This is a genomic window from Ruegeria sp. HKCCD7255 (assembly GCF_013031565.1).
Lineage (GTDB): Bacteria > Pseudomonadota > Alphaproteobacteria > Rhodobacterales > Rhodobacteraceae > Ruegeria.
The window spans coordinates 22,907-39,887 of sequence record NZ_WQAG01000016.1 but is presented as its reverse complement, the minus strand read 5'-3'; the positions used below and the strand labels follow the sequence as shown (position 1 = coordinate 39,887).

General features: G+C 57.4%; 17 protein-coding genes and 1 tRNA gene. 2 read left to right on the top strand and 16 right to left on the bottom strand.

Features of this window, described 5'->3' with window-relative positions; all coding sequences use genetic code 11:
• Window positions 1–69 precede the first annotated feature (69 nt).
• The 4 genes from GOX45_RS20475 to GOX45_RS20460 form a co-directional block, all read right to left on the bottom strand.
• A complete protein-coding gene (locus GOX45_RS20475; protein ID WP_171103591.1) occupies window positions 70–1,380 on the bottom strand; it encodes a hypothetical protein in 1,311 nt (436 codons plus the stop codon).
• A gap of 126 nt (window positions 1,381–1,506) precedes the next feature.
• The gene (locus tag GOX45_RS20470; RefSeq protein ID WP_171103589.1) at window positions 1,507–2,907 is read right to left on the bottom strand and encodes an FAD-binding oxidoreductase; all 1,401 of its coding nucleotides are present in this window, start codon (window positions 2,905–2,907) and stop codon (window positions 1,507–1,509) included.
• A gap of 94 nt (window positions 2,908–3,001) precedes the next feature.
• Window positions 3,002–4,795, bottom strand: coding sequence for a gamma-glutamyltransferase (gene ggt / locus GOX45_RS20465; RefSeq protein WP_171103587.1), 1,794 nt, complete (start codon window positions 4,793–4,795; stop codon window positions 3,002–3,004).
• A gap of 108 nt (window positions 4,796–4,903) precedes the next feature.
• Complete coding sequence (locus tag GOX45_RS20460; protein ID WP_171103585.1) at window positions 4,904–5,890, bottom strand: D-glycerate dehydrogenase; 987 nt, start codon at window positions 5,888–5,890, stop codon at window positions 4,904–4,906.
• A 196-nt stretch (window positions 5,891–6,086) separates the two neighbouring features.
• Between GOX45_RS20460 and GOX45_RS20455 the strand changes: the two genes are divergently transcribed.
• Both GOX45_RS20455 and GOX45_RS20450 read left to right on the top strand, forming a co-directional pair.
• Entirely contained in the window at window positions 6,087–6,545 is a 459-nt protein-coding gene (locus tag GOX45_RS20455) for an SH3 domain-containing protein (RefSeq protein WP_171103631.1), read from the top strand.
• Between the two features lie 147 nt (window positions 6,546–6,692).
• Window positions 6,693–6,767, top strand: a tRNA-Gln gene (locus GOX45_RS20450).
• Window positions 6,768–6,950: 183 nt separating this feature from the next.
• Here GOX45_RS20450 and GOX45_RS20445 read toward each other — a convergent pair.
• From GOX45_RS20445 to GOX45_RS20390, 12 genes are all read right to left on the bottom strand, one after another.
• Window positions 6,951–8,579, bottom strand: coding sequence for a recombinase family protein (locus GOX45_RS20445; protein WP_171103583.1), 1,629 nt, complete (start codon window positions 8,577–8,579; stop codon window positions 6,951–6,953).
• On the bottom strand, window positions 8,579–8,995 hold the full coding sequence (locus GOX45_RS20440; protein WP_171103582.1) for a DUF2924 domain-containing protein: 417 nt from the start codon (window positions 8,993–8,995) through the stop codon (window positions 8,579–8,581). The genes GOX45_RS20445 and GOX45_RS20440 overlap by 1 nt, the downstream gene beginning before the upstream one ends.
• Before the next feature lie 5 nt (window positions 8,996–9,000).
• On the bottom strand, window positions 9,001–9,255 hold the full coding sequence (locus GOX45_RS21980) for a DUF3489 domain-containing protein (protein WP_217350600.1): 255 nt from the start codon (window positions 9,253–9,255) through the stop codon (window positions 9,001–9,003).
• A gap of 361 nt (window positions 9,256–9,616) precedes the next feature.
• On the bottom strand, window positions 9,617–9,895 hold the full coding sequence (locus tag GOX45_RS20430) for a GFA family protein (protein ID WP_174825542.1): 279 nt from the start codon (window positions 9,893–9,895) through the stop codon (window positions 9,617–9,619).
• 357 nt (window positions 9,896–10,252) lie between these two features.
• Window positions 10,253–10,423, bottom strand: a complete 171-nt coding sequence (locus tag GOX45_RS20425; protein ID WP_256415734.1) for a glycine betaine ABC transporter substrate-binding protein — start codon at window positions 10,421–10,423, stop codon at window positions 10,253–10,255.
• Window positions 10,424–10,496: 73 nt separating this feature from the next.
• Window positions 10,497–11,192, bottom strand: a complete 696-nt coding sequence (locus GOX45_RS20420; RefSeq protein ID WP_171103574.1) for an RraA family protein — start codon at window positions 11,190–11,192, stop codon at window positions 10,497–10,499.
• Entirely contained in the window at window positions 11,189–11,884 is a 696-nt protein-coding gene (locus GOX45_RS20415) for an alpha/beta fold hydrolase (RefSeq protein WP_171103572.1), read from the bottom strand. The genes GOX45_RS20420 and GOX45_RS20415 overlap by 4 nt, the downstream gene beginning before the upstream one ends.
• The gene (locus tag GOX45_RS20410) at window positions 11,881–13,005 is read right to left on the bottom strand and encodes a cobalamin-independent methionine synthase II family protein (RefSeq protein WP_171103570.1); all 1,125 of its coding nucleotides are present in this window, start codon (window positions 13,003–13,005) and stop codon (window positions 11,881–11,883) included. Before GOX45_RS20410 ends, GOX45_RS20415 begins: the two co-directional genes overlap by 4 nt.
• Before the next feature lie 102 nt (window positions 13,006–13,107).
• The gene (locus GOX45_RS20405; protein WP_171103568.1) at window positions 13,108–14,070 is read right to left on the bottom strand and encodes a cupin; all 963 of its coding nucleotides are present in this window, start codon (window positions 14,068–14,070) and stop codon (window positions 13,108–13,110) included.
• 153 nt (window positions 14,071–14,223) lie between these two features.
• Window positions 14,224–15,198 carry an ester cyclase gene (locus tag GOX45_RS20400; protein ID WP_171103567.1) on the bottom strand — a complete coding sequence of 325 codons (975 nt, stop codon included), beginning with the start codon at window positions 15,196–15,198 and terminating at the stop codon, window positions 14,224–14,226.
• Window positions 15,195–16,214 carry a LacI family DNA-binding transcriptional regulator gene (locus GOX45_RS20395; protein WP_171103629.1) on the bottom strand — a complete coding sequence of 340 codons (1,020 nt, stop codon included), beginning with the start codon at window positions 16,212–16,214 and terminating at the stop codon, window positions 15,195–15,197. The genes GOX45_RS20400 and GOX45_RS20395 overlap by 4 nt, the downstream gene beginning before the upstream one ends.
• Complete coding sequence (locus tag GOX45_RS20390) at window positions 16,214–16,981, bottom strand: SDR family NAD(P)-dependent oxidoreductase (RefSeq protein WP_171103565.1); 768 nt, start codon at window positions 16,979–16,981, stop codon at window positions 16,214–16,216. Before GOX45_RS20390 ends, GOX45_RS20395 begins: the two co-directional genes overlap by 1 nt.

Below are 16,981 nucleotides of genomic sequence, written 5' to 3'. Positions count from 1 at the left end.
CCGACCCCTGATCAATAAAAAACGACCCGCTTTAGGGGCGGGCCGCAAAATTTGAACATCGATGTTGTTTTAGTTGCCGACAGCACAGCGCTTGTTCGCGCCCCACATCGAGCAAGACTTGGTATCCAAACTTCCTTTACGCACCTTGACCTCGGCAGACTGAGAACGGCTTCCTGATCCGTTGAAGATCGAAGTCAATCCGCTGAGCAATCCGCCGCCCGAAGACGCCTGCGTGGGAACGGGCTGCTGAGTTGGGTCGGCCTGTTCAGCACTGCCACCGGTCACCTTGGCGAAAAGACGGCCGAACATGCCTTGTTCCTGATTGGTGCTTGCTAGATCGGGCTGATCATACATCAGATCGTTCAAGCCTTTACGATACCCCAATTGCATCAACTCTTGCGGTGAAGAGATTTTGTTCGCAGTCAGGTCGAACGTATCACCCGGCAACCCGTAGCTACCGGCAAGTGTGTTCGCCACCAGCGACAGGTTGTCCAGATTGTTTATCCGCATCTGGGCCAGTTCACCGCGCAGTTTGACGAATTCGGTGCGCAGTTTGGCCATATCGACTGCAAGCTCAGGCTCGACTGCCTTATCGATCACCCGATCATTGCTGACCCCCGGCACAGGCAGGCTAAGCAACGCATTCAGTCCGTCATAGTCGACCTGTTGAAGGAACGCATAAACCTCGTCGCGGGGCGCATCCGACATGACCTTCAGGCGAATTTCCTGCCCCAGACCCAGCGTACCAACATAGGTTTTGAAACTGACCTGTTTTCCGGTTTCAGCTATTTTCTTCTTCATCAAAGCCCAATTTGTGCGGGTTCCCTTCGACACATCGTAAAAGTCGCCCGCGACCTCTTCGAAATAGGCGACGCCCCCGATGACACCGAGCGCGGCGTAATCGGTGCCTTTGAAGTTCATTCCGGCCAACGATGCTTCTATGTTGCCGACAATGGTATTCTGGTTTGGGCTGCTGACCAAGCGCGCTTGTAACCAGATGGTTTTTTCGCCGTTCTCATAAAGCCACCCGATGCGATCCAGCTTGTCGGCGCGGACCTTGGCCTCTTGCACTGCAACTTCGATCGCCAGGGGCCGGGCTGCTGCACTTGCCTTGGCTTGTTCGGCGCCAAGGCGGGCATCCACGGTATAGTCGTGATCGGTTATCGCGCGGCGCACCCATTCTTCGCTGCTTGGGGGCAAATAGGGCTTGGCACCTTGCCGCCAGCGCTTCTGCCGGTCTTGTTCGACCTCTTCAGCAAGCCGTTCCTCTTGGTAGAGGTTAAAACGGCTGGCAACCGTGTCGAAATACCCTTCAAGCGTCAGGGTTTCTTCGTGCTTTTTGTCCTGCTGATAATAATCCAGCCCAACCACAACTGCCAACGCGACTATTGCGAATCCTAAGAACCGCAGGAAATCCATTTGAGACCTCAAAACACTTTCTGCTCCGAGGTCTCGGATCTCATAACATTGAGGCAAGGTTATGGCCCGAAATGGCCCACGAAAGGGTCAATCCAGGATCTTGCCGGGGTTCATGATGTTGTCAGGGTCAAGCGCTGCCTTTATCGCCGACATATAGCCGGTCGCGGCCCCTAACTCTTTGATCAGATAGGGACGTTTCCCTTGTCCGATGCCATGCTCACCGGTGCAGGTGCCGTCCATTGAAATCGCAAGCTCGTTCAGCCAATCCACAAACTCCTCGGCGTTGGCCACCTCCTCCGGGCTGTCCATATCCAGCAGGACCAGCGTGTGGAAGTTCCCATCGCCGACATGACCAACAATCGGGGCCAAAAGGTCCAGTTCTTCGGCTTTTTTCTGTGTCAGACCAACGCATTCGGCCAAACGCGAAATCGGTACGCAGACATCCGTGGAAATCCCGCGGGCACCCGGGCGCAATTGCAGGCTGGCCCAGTACATATCGTGCCGCGCCTGCCAAAGCTTGGTGCGCTCTTCGCTGGTGGAGGTTGCGGCAAAGTCCCTGCCCTCGAACTCTTCGGCAATTCCTCCAAAGGTTTCCGCCTGCTCTTTTGCACCGTTCTCCGACCCGTGAAATTCAAGCAGCAAGAGCGGCGTTTCCGGCAGATTCAGGCCAGAATAAGCGTTGGCTGCTTTGACGGACATTTCATCCAGCAATTCAATTCGCGCCACTGGGATACCGTATTGGATCGTCATCATAACGGCCTGACAGGCCGCATCCACCGTTGGAAACGAACACCGAGCCGATGTGATGGCCTCGGGGATCCCCTGCAAACGCAATGTGATTTCAGTGATAATGCCCAGCGTACCCTCGGCGCCGATCAGCAAGCGGGTTAGATCATACCCGGCCGAAGACTTTTTCGCCCGATGGCCAGTGCGAATGATCTGCCCGTCCGGCATTACCGCCTCAAGGCTGAGGATATTGTCTTTCATCGTCCCATAGCGCACTGCGTTTGTGCCCGACGCCCGCGTCGCCGCCATGCCGCCCAATGAGGCATTGGCCCCCGGATCGATTGGAAAAAACAAACCCTGATCGCGCAGATAGGTGTTCAAGTCTTCGCGGGTAACGCCGGGTTGCACAACACAATCCAGATCGCTGGCATGCACCGCCAGAACCTTATTCATCTGCATCAAGTCAACCGAAATACCCCCGGCGGGCGCGTTCACATGCCCTTCGAGCGAGGTTCCCGTGCCAAACGGGATCACCGGAACTTTGTGCGCCGCGCAGGTCTTGACGATCTCGGCAACCTCTTCGGTCGAGTGTGGAAAGACCACGGCATCGGGGTTTTGATTGTCGATCCAAGTGGTCGTATGCCCATGCTGTTCGCGGATGGCCGCGCCTGTTTGCAGACGATCACCGAAACGTTGTTTAAGAACCCCAATCGCGGTTTCGATCCCCTGTTCGTTGCGGGGCAAGGCCATTGCCTGAACCATTCTGTTCCTCCCTTGGCCCAAAGACAAAGCGGGCCTTTCAGCACTATGACTAAAAGGCCCGCCGATGGCGCGCAATGATTTTGAGGATCAGAGCTTATTCGCCCAACGCGATCCCTTCGCGACGCGGATCGGCTCCACCACTCAGGCCCTCACCGATCTCGATAGCATGCAGGCCCGAGGTTAGGTCGCGGGCGTTTACCTCGTACCCAAGCTCTGCCAGCGCGTCGGAATACCCTTCGGCGGCGGTGCCAGCTTCGACATCATAGGTGCCGAAACGGTTTACCAGATGGGGCAACATCACGGCCTGCTGGACATCCATATCCCAATCGGCCCAGGCGATGATCGATTTGGCCACATATCCGATGATCCGACTGCCACCGGGCGACCCGATAGCCAGAACCGGCGCACCGTCTTCAAGAACGATCGTGGGGCTCATGGATGAACGCGGGCGTTTGCCCGGTTCAAGCCGATTTGCGATGGGCACGCCATCGGAATGAGTGCGGAACGAGAAATCGGTCAGCTCGTTGTTCAGAAGGAACCCGTTGGTCATCAGGCGCGACCCAAAACCGTTCTCGATGGTGGTCGTCATCGACAAGACGTTGCCATAGGCATCGACGATCGAGATATGAGAGGTCGACGGCAATTCGATCGAGACATCATCAGCCCAGTTGAGCGCATGGTCAAATTCGGGATTGCCGGGCGCAACATCTTCCAGCGCTGTGGTTCCAGACATCAGCCCCGCGCGTTCAGCCAGATAGGCCGGATCGACCAAACCCTGCGTCGGGACGGGCACAAAATCGCTATCCGCCATGTATCGGCCCCGATCAGCAAATGCCAGGCGCGAGGCCTCACCGATCAGACGCCAGGCCTCGGCGCTTTCGGGACCCATTGCACCCAGATCATAACTGTCCAGCATACCCAGAATCTGCCCCACCGTCAGCGCACCGGACGATGGTGGCCCCATGCCGCAGACCTCGTAAGACCGGTAGTTGGCACAGACCGGTTCGCGCTCGATCACCTGATACAGCGCAAGGTCAATGCCAGACAAAACGCCGGGGTTGCCGGGGGCATTGCGCACTGTGTTCACGATCCCGGTGGCAACGTCACCACCATAGAACCCGGCAGCCCCCTGAGACGCCAGCGCCTTTAGCGTATCTGCATAAGCCTGATTGGTCAGCCGCTGCCCCTGTGCCAAAGGCTCACCACCGGGCAGGAAATAGTCAGCAGTGGCAGGAAAGCGTGCCAGTCGTTCCGCATCCGCTTCTACCAGCGATGCCAATCGCGGCGACACAAGAAACCCGTCTTCGGCCAGAGCAATGCCATCGTCAAACAAGGACGGCCACGGGCTGCGGCCCCAACGACGATGTGCTTCTGCCATCAAGGCAGGGGTGCCGGGGGTTCCCACCGACAACCCACCGACTACCGCATCAAAGAATTTCAACGGCTCACCATTTTCGTCCTGAAACAGCGTGGGCCGCGCCGCGAGCGGAGCGGTTTCCCGCCCGTCCAACGTAGTCAGTGATCCGCTGGTCGCATCATACCAAACCAAAAAGGCACCGCCGCCCAAACCGGAAGATTGAGGCTCGACCAGGCCCAGAACAACTTGCACCGCAACCATCGCATCTGCTGCTGTTCCACCCGCACGCAGCACCCGTGCGCCAGCCTCAACGGCCAATGGGTTCGCCGCTGCAACCATCCAATTCTCGGATTCGACCGGCACACCGGCCAGCTTAGCTTCAAGCGCCGCAATGACCTGCTCGGTCAGGGCCTGAGCTTCGCCTTCGGTTGCCGCCTCGGGCGCAACGGCGTCAGCGGTTTCCTGCGCCCATAGCGGGCCGGCAATAAAAGTCGCCGATAACAGCAACCCCGATATCAAACTCGCACGCATGTGGATCTCCCTTTTGGTCAAAATCAATAGCGTTTGCTCGCGCCGGATAAACCGCGCAACACGATGTTCAAATCAAGACAGCAGGCCCGGCCCAAAAAGGGGCAAAAATCACAGCATCGACGGAACAACCTGATCCGGTGGCCGGTGACCATCTTCGAAGGTCTTGATATTAATAATAACTTTCTCACCCATCTCGATCCGGCCCTCAAGCGTCGCCGAGCCCATATGGGGTAGAAGAACGACATTGGGCAATTGCCGCAAACGGGGATTGGCGTCGGTGCCATGTTCGTAGACATCCAGCCCCGCGCCCGCGATTTCACCGGCACGCAGCATCCGGGTCAATGCGTTTTCGTCGATAACCTCGCCGCGCGACGTATTCACGACCACTGCTGTGGGTTTCATAAGCTTTAGCCGCCGCGCATTCATCAGATGGAAAGTCGAAGGCGTCGATGGGCAATTGATCGAGATCACGTCCATCCGCGCAACCATCTGGTCAAGGCTATCCCAATAGGTCGCCTCCAACTCTTGCTCGATCTCGGGGCGCAGCTTGCGCCGGTTGTGATAATGCACCTGCATACCAAAGGCGCGCGCGCGCCGCGCAACCGCTTGCCCGATCCGGCCCATGCCCAAAATGCCAAGCCTCCGCCCGCCGACCCGACCGCCAAGCAAAGCGGTCGGAGCCCAACCGGCCCAATCGCCTTTTTGCATGACGCTCAGCCCCTCGGGGATCCGGCGCGTTACCGCAAGGATCAACCCCATGGTCATGTCAGCGGTGTCATCGGTCAACACACCCGGTGTATTCGAAACCAGAATCCCGCGCTGGCGTGCCGTGGCCACATCAATATTGTCGACGCCAGCCCCATAGTTTGCAATCAGACGCAACTGCTCGCCCGCCTGCCCCAGAACACCTCCGTCAATGGTGTCCGTGATCGTTGGCACCAAGACATCAGCCGTCTTGACTGCAGCGACCAATTCATCCCGGCTCATGGGGTTGTCGGTGTCGCGCAACGTGACATCGAACAGCTCGCTCAACCGGGTTTCAACAGCCTCGGGCAATCGTCGCGTAACAACAACACTCAGACGTTCTCTTGGCACCTTGGCCCTCCTATTGTTTTGCAAACGGTCACGCGCCATGGCATCGTGGCGCAGGATCAGGCGGGGCACAAGAACCCTTGGGCACAGACCCACCCTTTTTTGAGAGCGCAGAAGACAAACATAAGAGCAGGCAGTGAGTGCTATTTTTTCGCTAGATCGTCGTGTGTTGGCGTTTGCTTTGGTTTTCCTCGCATTTATGGGACCGGTGGCGGCCCTAGCGCAGGATGCGCGTGGCTCGGTCACGAATCTGCCGCTGCCACGTTTTGTGTCGATGAAAGCCGCCGAGGGCAATGTGCGGCGCGGCCCTTCACTGACCCATCGCATCGATTGGGTCTTCAAGCGCCGCGGGATGCCTTTGCAGATCACGGCCGAATACGGAAACTGGAGGAAAGTTCAGGATCGCGACGGCGCTGGCGGTTGGGTCCACTATGCGCTTTTATCGGGAGTCCGCACGGTGTTGATCGAGTCCGATCTGCTGCCGGTTTATGCCTCTGCGGATCCGCAATCTCAGGTCAACGCGCAATTCGAGTCGGGCGTTGTCGCACGATTGGGTAGCTGCACGCTCGACTGGTGTCAGATCTCGGCTGGCGGATATCGTGGGTGGACGATGAAAGAGAATCTCTGGGGTGTTGGTCCAGAGGAAATAAGAGAGTGACGGCAAAAACCATGTCGATTCCGCAGGGTTATTCGTTGTCAAACAGCACGGCCCAGCGCGCATAGATATTTTTTCCGAGACTCGCTGAAATTTTGCGCCAACCCTCTTGAACCCGGTCAGCAACAGTCGTAGATAGCCGCTCACCGTTGGGGTGTAGCCAAGTGGTAAGGCAGCGGTTTTTGGTACCGTGTATCGTAGGTTCGAATCCTACCACCCCAGCCATAATTTTCCCTAAAATCACACACTGAATATTTGGCCACCTATTACCGCTTGTTTTCAGCAGGTTATCATCCGGCTATTCCAGCTGAGACCCGAGTTTATGAACAACAATGGTCGATTTCTGGCCGCAGTCTCCGTTCGCGATTCCGGCGGTACGAGTTTGGTAACTTTGGGAGAGTCTGCAGATCAGAGCGCAGCGAACTGTTTGTGCTGATCTGACCAGATAGCAGGGAAGCCGGACTTGATCAGGTAATCCGTGGTCAGGCCGTCAGGTTGTTCGCCTGCAGCGATGGCCTCCAGGACGTCAGGCGCCAGCGTGGCCAGATCGACCACATCCTGAACTCGTCGTTTGGAAGTGCCCTCTGTCTCCGCAATTTCTGAGAACGTTCTGCCATCAATAATCATCGCCAACCACCGGCGCGCCTTAACGACGTTGCGGACAAGTGTTTGATCGATCTCAGGCGGTGAATCGCCAAGATGCAGCTTCAGCTCCACGCCTCTGCGGCGCATCCGGAATGGCGCTTCGATCGTTAGCTCCCCGGCATCGACCTGATCTACCCTGCACTCAATCATCTGTGCCAGTGCCTGGAGATCCAGTTGTACCCTCAGAGAGCCCTGTTGCAAATCTGCCCGCAAAATCAGACCGAGGTATTTCCTGACGGACTGGCAATCTCTGAGAAGCTCCGTTGCTGAAGCAATCTCGGCCGCTGACATATCCCGCGCCATTGATGTCACGGCGTTCGGTCGCTTCAGATATTGCCTGATCACTTCGGCCAGGAGGCTCTTGAGCTGTTCTGCCGGCAACCGCCACGCATCAGAATGCTTCTGACTGCGATCCGTCACCAGCCGGCCGGAGATATAGTAACGCAAACGCTTCCCATTTTTGCGACTATGGCTGGGCGTCAGCCGATCTCCGGTTTCATCAAAAAGCTTTCCGGCGAGCAGTGATCGCTTCGCTTTCTGCTTTACTCCACGCTCCCTTGCCGCTCCATCCGTCAACAGCTGCTGCACCCGCTCCCACACTGCCGGGTCAATGATGGCAGGGTGCTGCCCCTCATAAACCTGACCCTTGTGTCGGATGCGGCCAGAATAGATAGGATTGCTGAGCAAATGATGGATGTGTCCGCGGTCAAAGCCCTTACCGCCTGCCACGCGTCCGCCCGGGCGCTCTCGACGGCGCGAACGGAGTCCCAGTGCCTCAGCCTGCTCTTTCACATCAAGAATGCTCCGATGCTCAAGATAGAGATCGTAGAGCGCCCTGATGATCTCAGCTTCTTTTTCATCGATTTTCAACGTTCGGCCATCCGCCTGATACCCGAGTGGAACATTCCCGCCCATCCACAGACCCTTGCTTTTCGAGGCTGCGATCTTGTCCCGGATGCGTTCAGCGGTGACTTCCCGTTCGAACTGGGCGAAGCTGAGCAAAACGTTGAGTGTCAGGCGGCCCATGCTGGTAGACGTATTGAAGGACTGAGTAACGGACACAAACGATGCGTCGGCTGCGTCGAGACGTTCGACCAGTTTCGCGAAGTCCGCCAGCGAACGAGTCAGCCGATCGATCTTGTAGACAACTATCTGATCAACACGATTATCATCTACAGCCTGCATCAGCCGCCGTAGCGCCGGGCGGTCAAGATGACCGCCCGAGATACCGCCATCGTCATAACAATCCAGCAGAAGCTCCCAGCCCTCATGTTTCTGGCTGGCGATGTAAGCTTCGCAGGCTTCCCGCTGGGCATCGAGTGAGTTGAAATCCTGCTCCAGCCCCTCCTCCGAGCTTTTCCTTGTGTAAATGGCGCAGCGGATACGTCGCATCATTGAACCCCGAAGAAGCGCGGGCCTGACCAATGCGCTCCGGTAATGTGCTTTGCGATGGCTGACAGGGAACGCCACGTTTTGCCATCCATGACGTACCCGCGATCAACCACTTCAACCTGATAGGTGCGACCGTTCCATTCCCGCACCAGATGTGATCCCGGTTTCAGAGCAGTTGGTGGTGCTTTTCCCAACGCGATGTTCTGCAGTCGACGTTCTGTCTTCACAGACAACCCACCCAGTTCCCGGTTCTGATGCTCCCAAATCAGTACCCGTTTCATAAATTGTGGGGACAGGTATTTTGGCGGGGGTCGACCAAACACTTCCCGCCACTGATCAAGGCAGCCGGCGCGGTCCAGATTTTCGATGTCGGCGAGTATTTGCGTAAGGTCGCTAATGGTGAGGCTTGCATTCATAGTGCTCACGCCTCCTTCACAATCCGATAGACCGTGCCTTTGTCAGATCCAGATCGTTCAACAGTATGCCCCGCCTTCCGCATCATCGAAATTGCCGCGCGCGCAGAATGTGGTTGCCAGCCAAACACACTCTGAATCTGCGCAATCGTGGCACCACACTTGCGGGACAGCAGTTTGTGTAATTGTTGCTGACGCGTCAGGTTGTATCGGGCCGTTTTGGCGGGTGTTGATTTGATTTCCAGGTTGGATGCATTGGTCATTTTTTTCTCCACTCTACGGGCACAGGATAAATCCGCGCCCTGTACTGAGCGGAGCCCGGGCACCCCGGGCGAATCTTGACTGTTGTCATTACTGCGTCCGAACAGCCCAAAGTCCAGTTGTTTACGGAAAAACGGGCGTATTTCTTTGAAAAACTCTGGCTTGACCGATTGGTAAGTCGCTGATTCAATTTTGCCAACAAACGGGAGGGTCAGATATGATAAAACTGAGATAGCGGACCCCGTCGCAACGACCCTTGAGTCCACACATAACCATCCTTATCAGTACCGCAGGTGGTGAGCGAGCGCTTGGCCATGTCATTGCATTTCAGATGTTCTGACCACAAGAGGCACCTTGGTCGCGTCAGAGATTTCTTCCGTCATAGATTACTTCAGGTAGGCGAAGAGCGTCCAACTCATCGATGCATCCGAGGTTAACTCGATAGTGGCCCGGGTTCAGCCGCGTCTCGACGAATGTATGAATTCCACAGCGATTGCAAAAATAGTGCCGCGCCGTTTCTGTGCCAAATTGGTAAGTTGAGAGAACACCCTGCTCACACCTGATTTTAATATCTTCAGGCGGTACTACTGTTGCACTCATCACCATGCCTTTACGAGAACATAATGAACAATCGCATCGCATTGCATGATCGATGTCCGGTACCGAAAATGTGAACTTTACAGAACCGCAATGACAGCTGCCTTGAAATTGTTTCACCTTTCACTCCACCGATTGAATGCGGAAAGAGCGCCCACAAACGATCTGTAGGCACTCAATGACTATTCAAACTTTATTCGGCCACCATTGGGTCCGCATCCGAAACTGTTGAGGTAACGCCAACTGCGTTCCGGCGGCTATCGTTGATGATTGCCTTGATCAGAGCAAACCCGATCAGCACTATTGCCAGCCTCCCGGTCTTCTGGACCGGAAGGCGTAAGGTTATCAAACACTCTAGTGGAATTCGTTACCGCCCGAAGCATTTTTAGGTAACGTATGTCACTAACGGAACCAACTGTCGACAACAGCCGAGTTGTCTTCAACCCATTGCTTTGCAAATGCCTCGGGGTCCTTTTTCTCGACCGCCAAGGCAAAGGACATTTCCGAGAGCATCTCGGTCTCCAAATTGACATTGCTTAGCATTGCGACGGCATCGGGCTGCGCGCTTTCCAGGCTGGTCGCATAACCGCCTCCAGGATATCTCGGCTCGACCGGTCTCCTTTTTCCAGTTAACGGCCTAGCGCTCCTAAGTCCTCGAGGCTTCGAACGCCGCCCATGCTTTTTCGAAGGCGTCGAAATTGAACCCTGATGCGCGGGCGGGATCCAGGATCAGTTTTTCGGTTTCAAGCAGCTTGATGATCGCCCGTTCAAGCTCGTCCACCACCTCGGGCGGGATCACCAGAGCGCCATGCCGGTCGGCATGAACAAGGTCACCGTCCTTGATCGACAGGCCGAAGATCGTAACCGGCGTTCCAACCTCTTTCACGTGCACGAACCCGTGGCTTGGCCCGACAGACCCGGCAACCACCGGAAATCCATCCGGCAGGTCGCCGAGGTCCCGCATCACGCCGTTGGTCAGCGTACCGCTGATGCCAAAACCCTTGTGGACGGTCGTATTGATCTCACCCCAGTAGGCGCCAATGCAGTCGGGGTAATCCAAGTCTTCCACCACGGTCACGGCGGGACCGGTGCCTGCGGCCATGTGACGGTAGTAATCCATACGACGCGCGCGGATCACGTCAGGTGCCTCGGCCGGTGGGTTCACGGCGGCAATCTTCGCGGTACGGGCATATCCCACCATCGCGCCCGCTTCGGGATCAGAGCATAACATTGTGCCCCGGGTAAAATCATTGAAACCGCGCTTGCCCTGAGCCACTTCGATAGCGTTGCAAACGGTTGGCGTGTCGACCTTTTTCAGCAGGTCCAGCAGGGATTGGTTCATATCATCTCCAGCCAGCGGGTCAGGGCCGCCGTGGTTTGTTGCGGTTGTTCCAGAGTCGGCAGATGGCCGGCGTTTTCGATGATCTCCAACCGGCTCTGCGGCATCAGATCGTGCATCAACTCATGCCTTGAGACGGGGCACAGGGCATCGTCGCGCCCACAGAGAACCAGCGCTGCGCCGGTGAAGTCCCTCAGGGTATTGCTCTGTTCAGGGCGATCACGCAGGGCTTTGGATTGATTGATGAAAACGTCCGACCCAAGATCCATGGCCATATCCATGCACAAATCCAGAATGGCGGCGCGGCGCGGGCCGTCGGTCAGGTAGTTCGGCTTCATCTCTTCGGCCATCACCTTGCGCAGATTGCCGCGTTCGACGGCGTCGATCTGAGGGCCGCGTCTGGCCTTGACCTCGCCCAACTCTGCCAGTGGATTGGTGTCCATCAATGCCAACCCGGCCACACGGTCTGGGGCCTGCCGCAGGATTTCCATCGCCACGATGCCACCCATGGAGAGCCCGGCCATAGCAAAGCGTTCAGGCGCGCAGGTCAACACATCGGCGGCCAGCGCCAGCATTGTGTCCTGTCCACCGATGGGCGCAGACAGGATCGGGTATTTGCCTGACAGAGCGTCAATCTGCGGGGTGAACAACCGCGCATCGCACATCATTCCGGGCAGGAGGATAAGCGGTGTCATTTGACCAGGGAAGCCCCTTCGGCCAGCGCGCCCAGCTTGGCATAAGCGATATCCGGGTCGACCGCGCCAAAGCCTGCAAAGGTGCCAAAGCCGCAATCCGATCCGGCAATCACCCGTTCGGCGCCTACGATGTTCGCAAACCGCTCAACGCGCTGCGCGATCAGTTCCGGGTGTTCGACAAAGTTGGTCGTGGTGTCAACCACACCGGGCACCAGAACCTTGTCATCCGGAATCTCATCCTTGCGGTCACGGAAAACCGTCCATTCATGCGCATGTCGTGGGTTCGAAGTTTCGAACAGCACATAACGAGACTTGGTGGACATCAGCGTCGAAAAAACCTTGTCCATACCGATGTCACAGCAGTGCGGGCCCTCGTAATTGCCCCAGCAAATATGGACACGTACTTTTTCTGAAGGGACGTTTTGCAACGCGTGGTTCAGAGCCTCGACATGCATGTCGGCGATTTTCACGAACTCGTCGTCGGACAGATCGGTGAACAGCATATGGCGTGACAGGGCCAGATCCGGGCAATCCAGTTGCAAATCCAGACCCGCACCAACGATGGTTTCATATTCTTCTTTCATCGCATCGGCCAGCGCGGCCAGATAGGCCTCGCGCGTCGGATAGAAATCATTTTGCAGAAACAGGGAAATCACCCCGGGGCTGGCGGCATTCATAAAACCGCGCTCGACCCGGTGTTCGACCATCGCCGCCTTCAGATTGTCTATGTCCTTCTGTAACTCGCCCTGCCCTTTCGAGCGTACTTCGCCCACACACATGGGCCGCGCATATTGCGGCGTTCCGCCGTCATCCGCCAAACGTTGCAGAAAGCCCGGAAACATTTTGAGGTCCGCCGGCGCGTTACGCGGGCTGTCACCGGCAAAGCCGGTATAGCGGTCCTTCACATAAGTGGCATAGGAGATTTTTGAGGTCTCACCGTCCGAGACGATATTAACCCCGGCCTCGGTCTGTTTTCGCACTGTCTCAGACACGGCAGCGGTCATGCAGGCATCAAATGCAGCTTGATCGAACGGCTCCTCCCGCTCGCGCGCGAAGATGAAGTCAACGACCTTCTGACTGCGCGGCAGGCTTCCCACATGGGTGGTTGAAATGCGGGTCATGTCTTCATCTGCCTCCAAATCTTGTTCCTGCGCCGGGCTGGAATCCCGGTGCAGGATGTGCTGAGCATGCCGCGATTGAAATCGGGACACGCAATTTTGGCGCTATGCACCTGTCCAGGTCGCTCCAGCCGGATCGTCGGTGGCAGTGATACGATACAGACCCGCTTCGCCGGTCATCGACGGCTCTGCGCTGTAGCTTTCGCCGGGCAGAACCAGTGCGGTATCGCCGTTGGACAGGGTTACTTCGACCTCATTGATCCTGATACGCCAATGGCCGCTGGCCGGCATCAGAACCACGGGTTTGTCCGCCTTGACCTGTTCAGCCACGGCCGATCCGCGTGTCAGGAAATCCACCTCGAAACCGGGCTTGTCCTTGATCAGGCCATTTTCACCAATCACAACTGCAGGCTTGTACGCCGACAGCGCCATCAGGTCCCAGTACCGGGCGACATATTTTCCGATCACCGCATCAACGGGAACCTCGGGATACGCCTTCAGCTCCTCCTCGGTAAGCAACGGCATGGGCTGCACGTTGTGCGGCAGTTCTTCGCCCTTTTTGCTGTCGTATAACACGCCATTATTACCCAGCACCAAGCCATGGGCCTGCGCGTCCTGAATGACTTGCGGTGCCCAGGTCACACCGCCACCGGCGTCGTCGCCACCCAGCATCGACATGATCATGCCGTAGTCCTGGCCTACATTCTCGAACCCGCGGAAGATGCCGGTCGGGATGTTGAAGATGTCACCTTCTTCGGCGATGAACTCACCTGCAGCGCCGTAACGACCCCAGAAGAACCGCCAGCGGCCCTTGGCGACAAAGAAGACCTCGGCGGTGGTGTGACTGTGCAGTGAGTTGCGGCATTTAGGCGGTTGCCCCGCCGCGCCGATGTTGAACCCGATCTTGTCGGTGATGTGGACGTGCTGGTCGGGGCTTTCGCTGACGCCACCGCCAATGATGGTAAAGTTCTCCTTCTGGTCAGACCCCGGTGTGTGCGCGTCGATGAACGCGGTTTTGCAGGGCTTCAGCTCGCCATAACGGACGATGCGGCTTTGAATTGTGCTCATTTCTTTCTTCCTTTTGCTTTGAGGTTTGATCGGCCCAACCCCCAAGGCCCGGCGGGCGATTGTTCAGCCGCCGGGCGCGCAGGCTGGCGCGATAGGCGTGGAACCGCCGCAACGCCTGCCCGGCATCCAGATTTGAGACACGGAGCGACATTCTCAGAGATCGCCGGTTTTCAACAGTATCTGTTTCCAGATCGAGGTTTCGTCAAACAAAGTGTATTCCTTGCGCAGACCCCAGGGACCGAACTCGGCTTGGCTGATGCCCAGCACAAACACCTCGGCCCCGGTCGGCACGCCGAACACACCCCAGCCGTCATGCTTGCCGTGCAGCGTCCAGCGGATCGCGGCGCGGGGTGGCATCATGGGATCGTCCCGTCCGATCTGATGGTGGATTTTGAACTCGGCATTTGGGAAAGAAGCGCGCAAACCCATCCAGAGCCGATCCACCGGGCCCCAGCTATGTCCTGTGGTGCCACCGGGATACTCCGACAGGACGGCGCGGTCATACTCTTCCTCAATCACACCCATATCGGCATTCATGATCCGGGTCAGAATGTCGGCATATTTTTGGCCCCATTCGTTGTCGTTGCCATGGCCTTTATAAGGGCCAGGCTGATCGTTTGCGGGCGTGTAGGGCTGAATACAGGCGTCAGGTCCGCCCTCGCGGGCGATCAGGTCGCGGGCGTATTCCTTGGGATCCCAGCCCATCTGTTGGACAATCGCGCTTTGGTCGCGGATCAGCCATTCATCGTTGATCTGATCATTGATGGCGTGGCAATCAGCCAGGATGCGATAGGTCAGCTTCTTGCCAGTCGCCTTGCCATAAACGCCGTCGCCCAAATGCGTTGCCGTGGACAGCAGGCGGTGCGAGGACAGCATGCCCTCTTCCGGTGTGCCCGACCAGATCACATCCTCGCCCAGAAGGGTGCGGTCGGGGAATTCGGCCAAGGTCGCCATGGTTGCAGCGATCACGTCCTGGTTGCCGACGACCACAGACGCGGGTGAGCGCACGACGATGTCCGGGGAATAATAGTGATGCAGCGTGGCAATCCCACGATCTTCCCAGATTTCCTTGGTGATCCCGATGATATAGTCGGGAAAATCTTTGAACTTGGGATCAAATCCCTTCATGTCTTCCATCCTTCAGGTATGCGTGCAGAGCCGCGAACAATTAGAGGCCCGTCAAACTCGACGCGGCGCGGTTCAGCGTCGGATTCTTCGATCTTGCGGAGCAGAATATCGACGGTTTCAGCGACCATGCGATTGGCGGGTTGGCGCACAGTTGTCAGATCGTAGGCCGGCCACGCGGCCACGGCCACGTCGTCATACCCAACCACCGAAACGTCTTCGGGGATATTCAGGCCCAACTCGAACCGGAGCGAGTCCATCACCGCAATCGCCATATGATCATTGGCGACGAAGACAGCATCCGGCGGGTCCGAGGCAAACATCCTGCGGGTTGCGCCCCGAGCATCTTCCGCCCCAAAGTTGCCAACCTCGCGGCTGTGTAGCATCACGCCAGCTTGGTGCAGGGCCGCGACAAAACCGGCCTCGCGGTCGCGCTGGGTCGAGGCGCCTTCCCAACCGGCAATATAGCCGATTTTCCGATGCCCCCCGGCCAGCAGAAACTCGGCCGCCTTGCGCCCGCCGGCAATGTTGTCAGAAGTAACTGCCGACATGTCTCGATCATCCTGAGCCCTGTTGAATAGAACCATCGGGATACCGGCCGCACGACAGCGATTGGACAGGTCCGAAGACAATGCAACCGAGGCGGCAATGATGCCGTCAACCTGAAAATCCAGGATTTCCTCGACGACTTTGTCGACATTTCCGGCCGATCGCGCAGCCATGAAAATCAGCACGTGGTATCCACGCTCCTGCAGCGTGTTTGTCAGCTTTTCAAGCGCCTCGGGGTAAAACTGGTTGTTCAAATATGCGACCACCAGCCCGATGATGCCGCTTTTGCCCGACACCATGGCCCGCGCCAGAACATTGGGACGATACCCCAGCTCTTTCGCGGCTTTGCGCACTTTTTCGATGGTCTTGGCAGAGGCCGAGGCACCGGGCGTGAACACCCGGCTGACCGCCGACTGGCTTACACCAGCAAGGCGGGCAACTTCTGCCGATGTGACTTTCTGCGCAACCATCAGTCTGCTGTCCATCCTCCATCCACCATCATCGCCGTGCCGGTCACCAGCGCCGAGGCATCCGAGGCCAGGTAGACCACCGCGCCCATGATGTCCTCGATCTCACCTGGGCGGCCAAGCTTGATCTTTTCGAGAATCCAGGCGCGTTTGTCCGGATCGTCGAAGGTGGTCTTGGTCAGCTCGGTCAGGATGAAGGTCGGGCAGATCGTGTTAACCCGGATCTTTCCTGGTCCGAACTCAAGCGCCATGGCCTTGGTAAAGCCCTCGACCGCGAATTTCGACGCACAATAGACAGCGCGCTCGCGACCGCCGACATGGCCCATCTGACTTGAGATATTGATCAGCGATCCAGGACGACCGGCATCGAGCAGGCCCTTGGCAACGGCCTGCGTCAGGAAATAGGCGCCCCGGACATTCACCCCCATCACCGCATCGAAATCTTTGGGCGTGGTATCAATCGCCCTGCTGTGCCGGGCCAGCCCTGCCGAATTCAGCAATACATCAAACGGTCCGTTCTGCGCCACAGCCTCAGCCGTTGTCGCCACGTCCGAGACATCCAGTTCAAGCACATGGGCAGACCATCCCTGCGCCGACATATCCTGTGCAATATCCTGCAGCGCGCCAGTACGGCGCGCCGCCAAAGTGACCTCAGCACCATGTTCCGCCAGCGCCACGGCGCAGGCCATGCCGATGCCCGAAGAAGCTCCGGCGACAAGTGCGCGCTTGCCGCTGAGGCTGAAACTGGGGGTGCTGGGGAATTGGGGCAT

What these genes read in the sequence shown, in the direction of transcription:
- GOX45_RS20410 (WP_171103570.1), bottom strand. Translation starts at nt 13,005, where the DNA reads ATGACCCGCATTTCAACCACCCATGTGGGAAGCCTGCCGCGCAGTCAG.
- GOX45_RS20470 (WP_171103589.1), bottom strand. Translation starts at nt 2,907, where the DNA reads ATGGTTCAGGCAATGGCCTTGCCCCGCAACGAACAGGGGATCGAAACC.
- GOX45_RS21980 (WP_217350600.1), bottom strand. Translation starts at nt 9,255, where the DNA reads ATGACCAATGCATCCAACCTGGAAATCAAATCAACACCCGCCAAAACG.
- GOX45_RS20440 (WP_171103582.1), bottom strand. Translation starts at nt 8,995, where the DNA reads ATGAATGCAAGCCTCACCATTAGCGACCTTACGCAAATACTCGCCGAC.
- GOX45_RS20445 (WP_171103583.1), bottom strand. Translation starts at nt 8,579, where the DNA reads ATGCGACGTATCCGCTGCGCCATTTACACAAGGAAAAGCTCGGAGGAG.
- GOX45_RS20405 (WP_171103568.1), bottom strand. Translation starts at nt 14,070, where the DNA reads ATGAGCACAATTCAAAGCCGCATCGTCCGTTATGGCGAGCTGAAGCCC.
- GOX45_RS20390 (WP_171103565.1), bottom strand. Translation starts at nt 16,981, where the DNA reads ATGCCCCAATTCCCCAGCACCCCCAGTTTCAGCCTCAGCGGCAAGCGC.
- GOX45_RS20420 (WP_171103574.1), bottom strand. Translation starts at nt 11,192, where the DNA reads ATGAACCAATCCCTGCTGGACCTGCTGAAAAAGGTCGACACGCCAACC.
- GOX45_RS20415 (WP_171103572.1), bottom strand. Translation starts at nt 11,884, where the DNA reads ATGACACCGCTTATCCTCCTGCCCGGAATGATGTGCGATGCGCGGTTG.
- GOX45_RS20400 (WP_171103567.1), bottom strand. Translation starts at nt 15,198, where the DNA reads ATGAAGGGATTTGATCCCAAGTTCAAAGATTTTCCCGACTATATCATC.
- GOX45_RS20395 (WP_171103629.1), bottom strand. Translation starts at nt 16,214, where the DNA reads ATGGTTGCGCAGAAAGTCACATCGGCAGAAGTTGCCCGCCTTGCTGGT.
- ggt (WP_171103587.1), bottom strand. Translation starts at nt 4,795, where the DNA reads ATGCGTGCGAGTTTGATATCGGGGTTGCTGTTATCGGCGACTTTTATT.
- GOX45_RS20455 (WP_171103631.1), top strand. Translation starts at nt 6,087, where the DNA reads ATGGGACCGGTGGCGGCCCTAGCGCAGGATGCGCGTGGCTCGGTCACG.
- GOX45_RS20430 (WP_174825542.1), bottom strand. Translation starts at nt 9,895, where the DNA reads ATGCGATGCGATTGTTCATTATGTTCTCGTAAAGGCATGGTGATGAGT.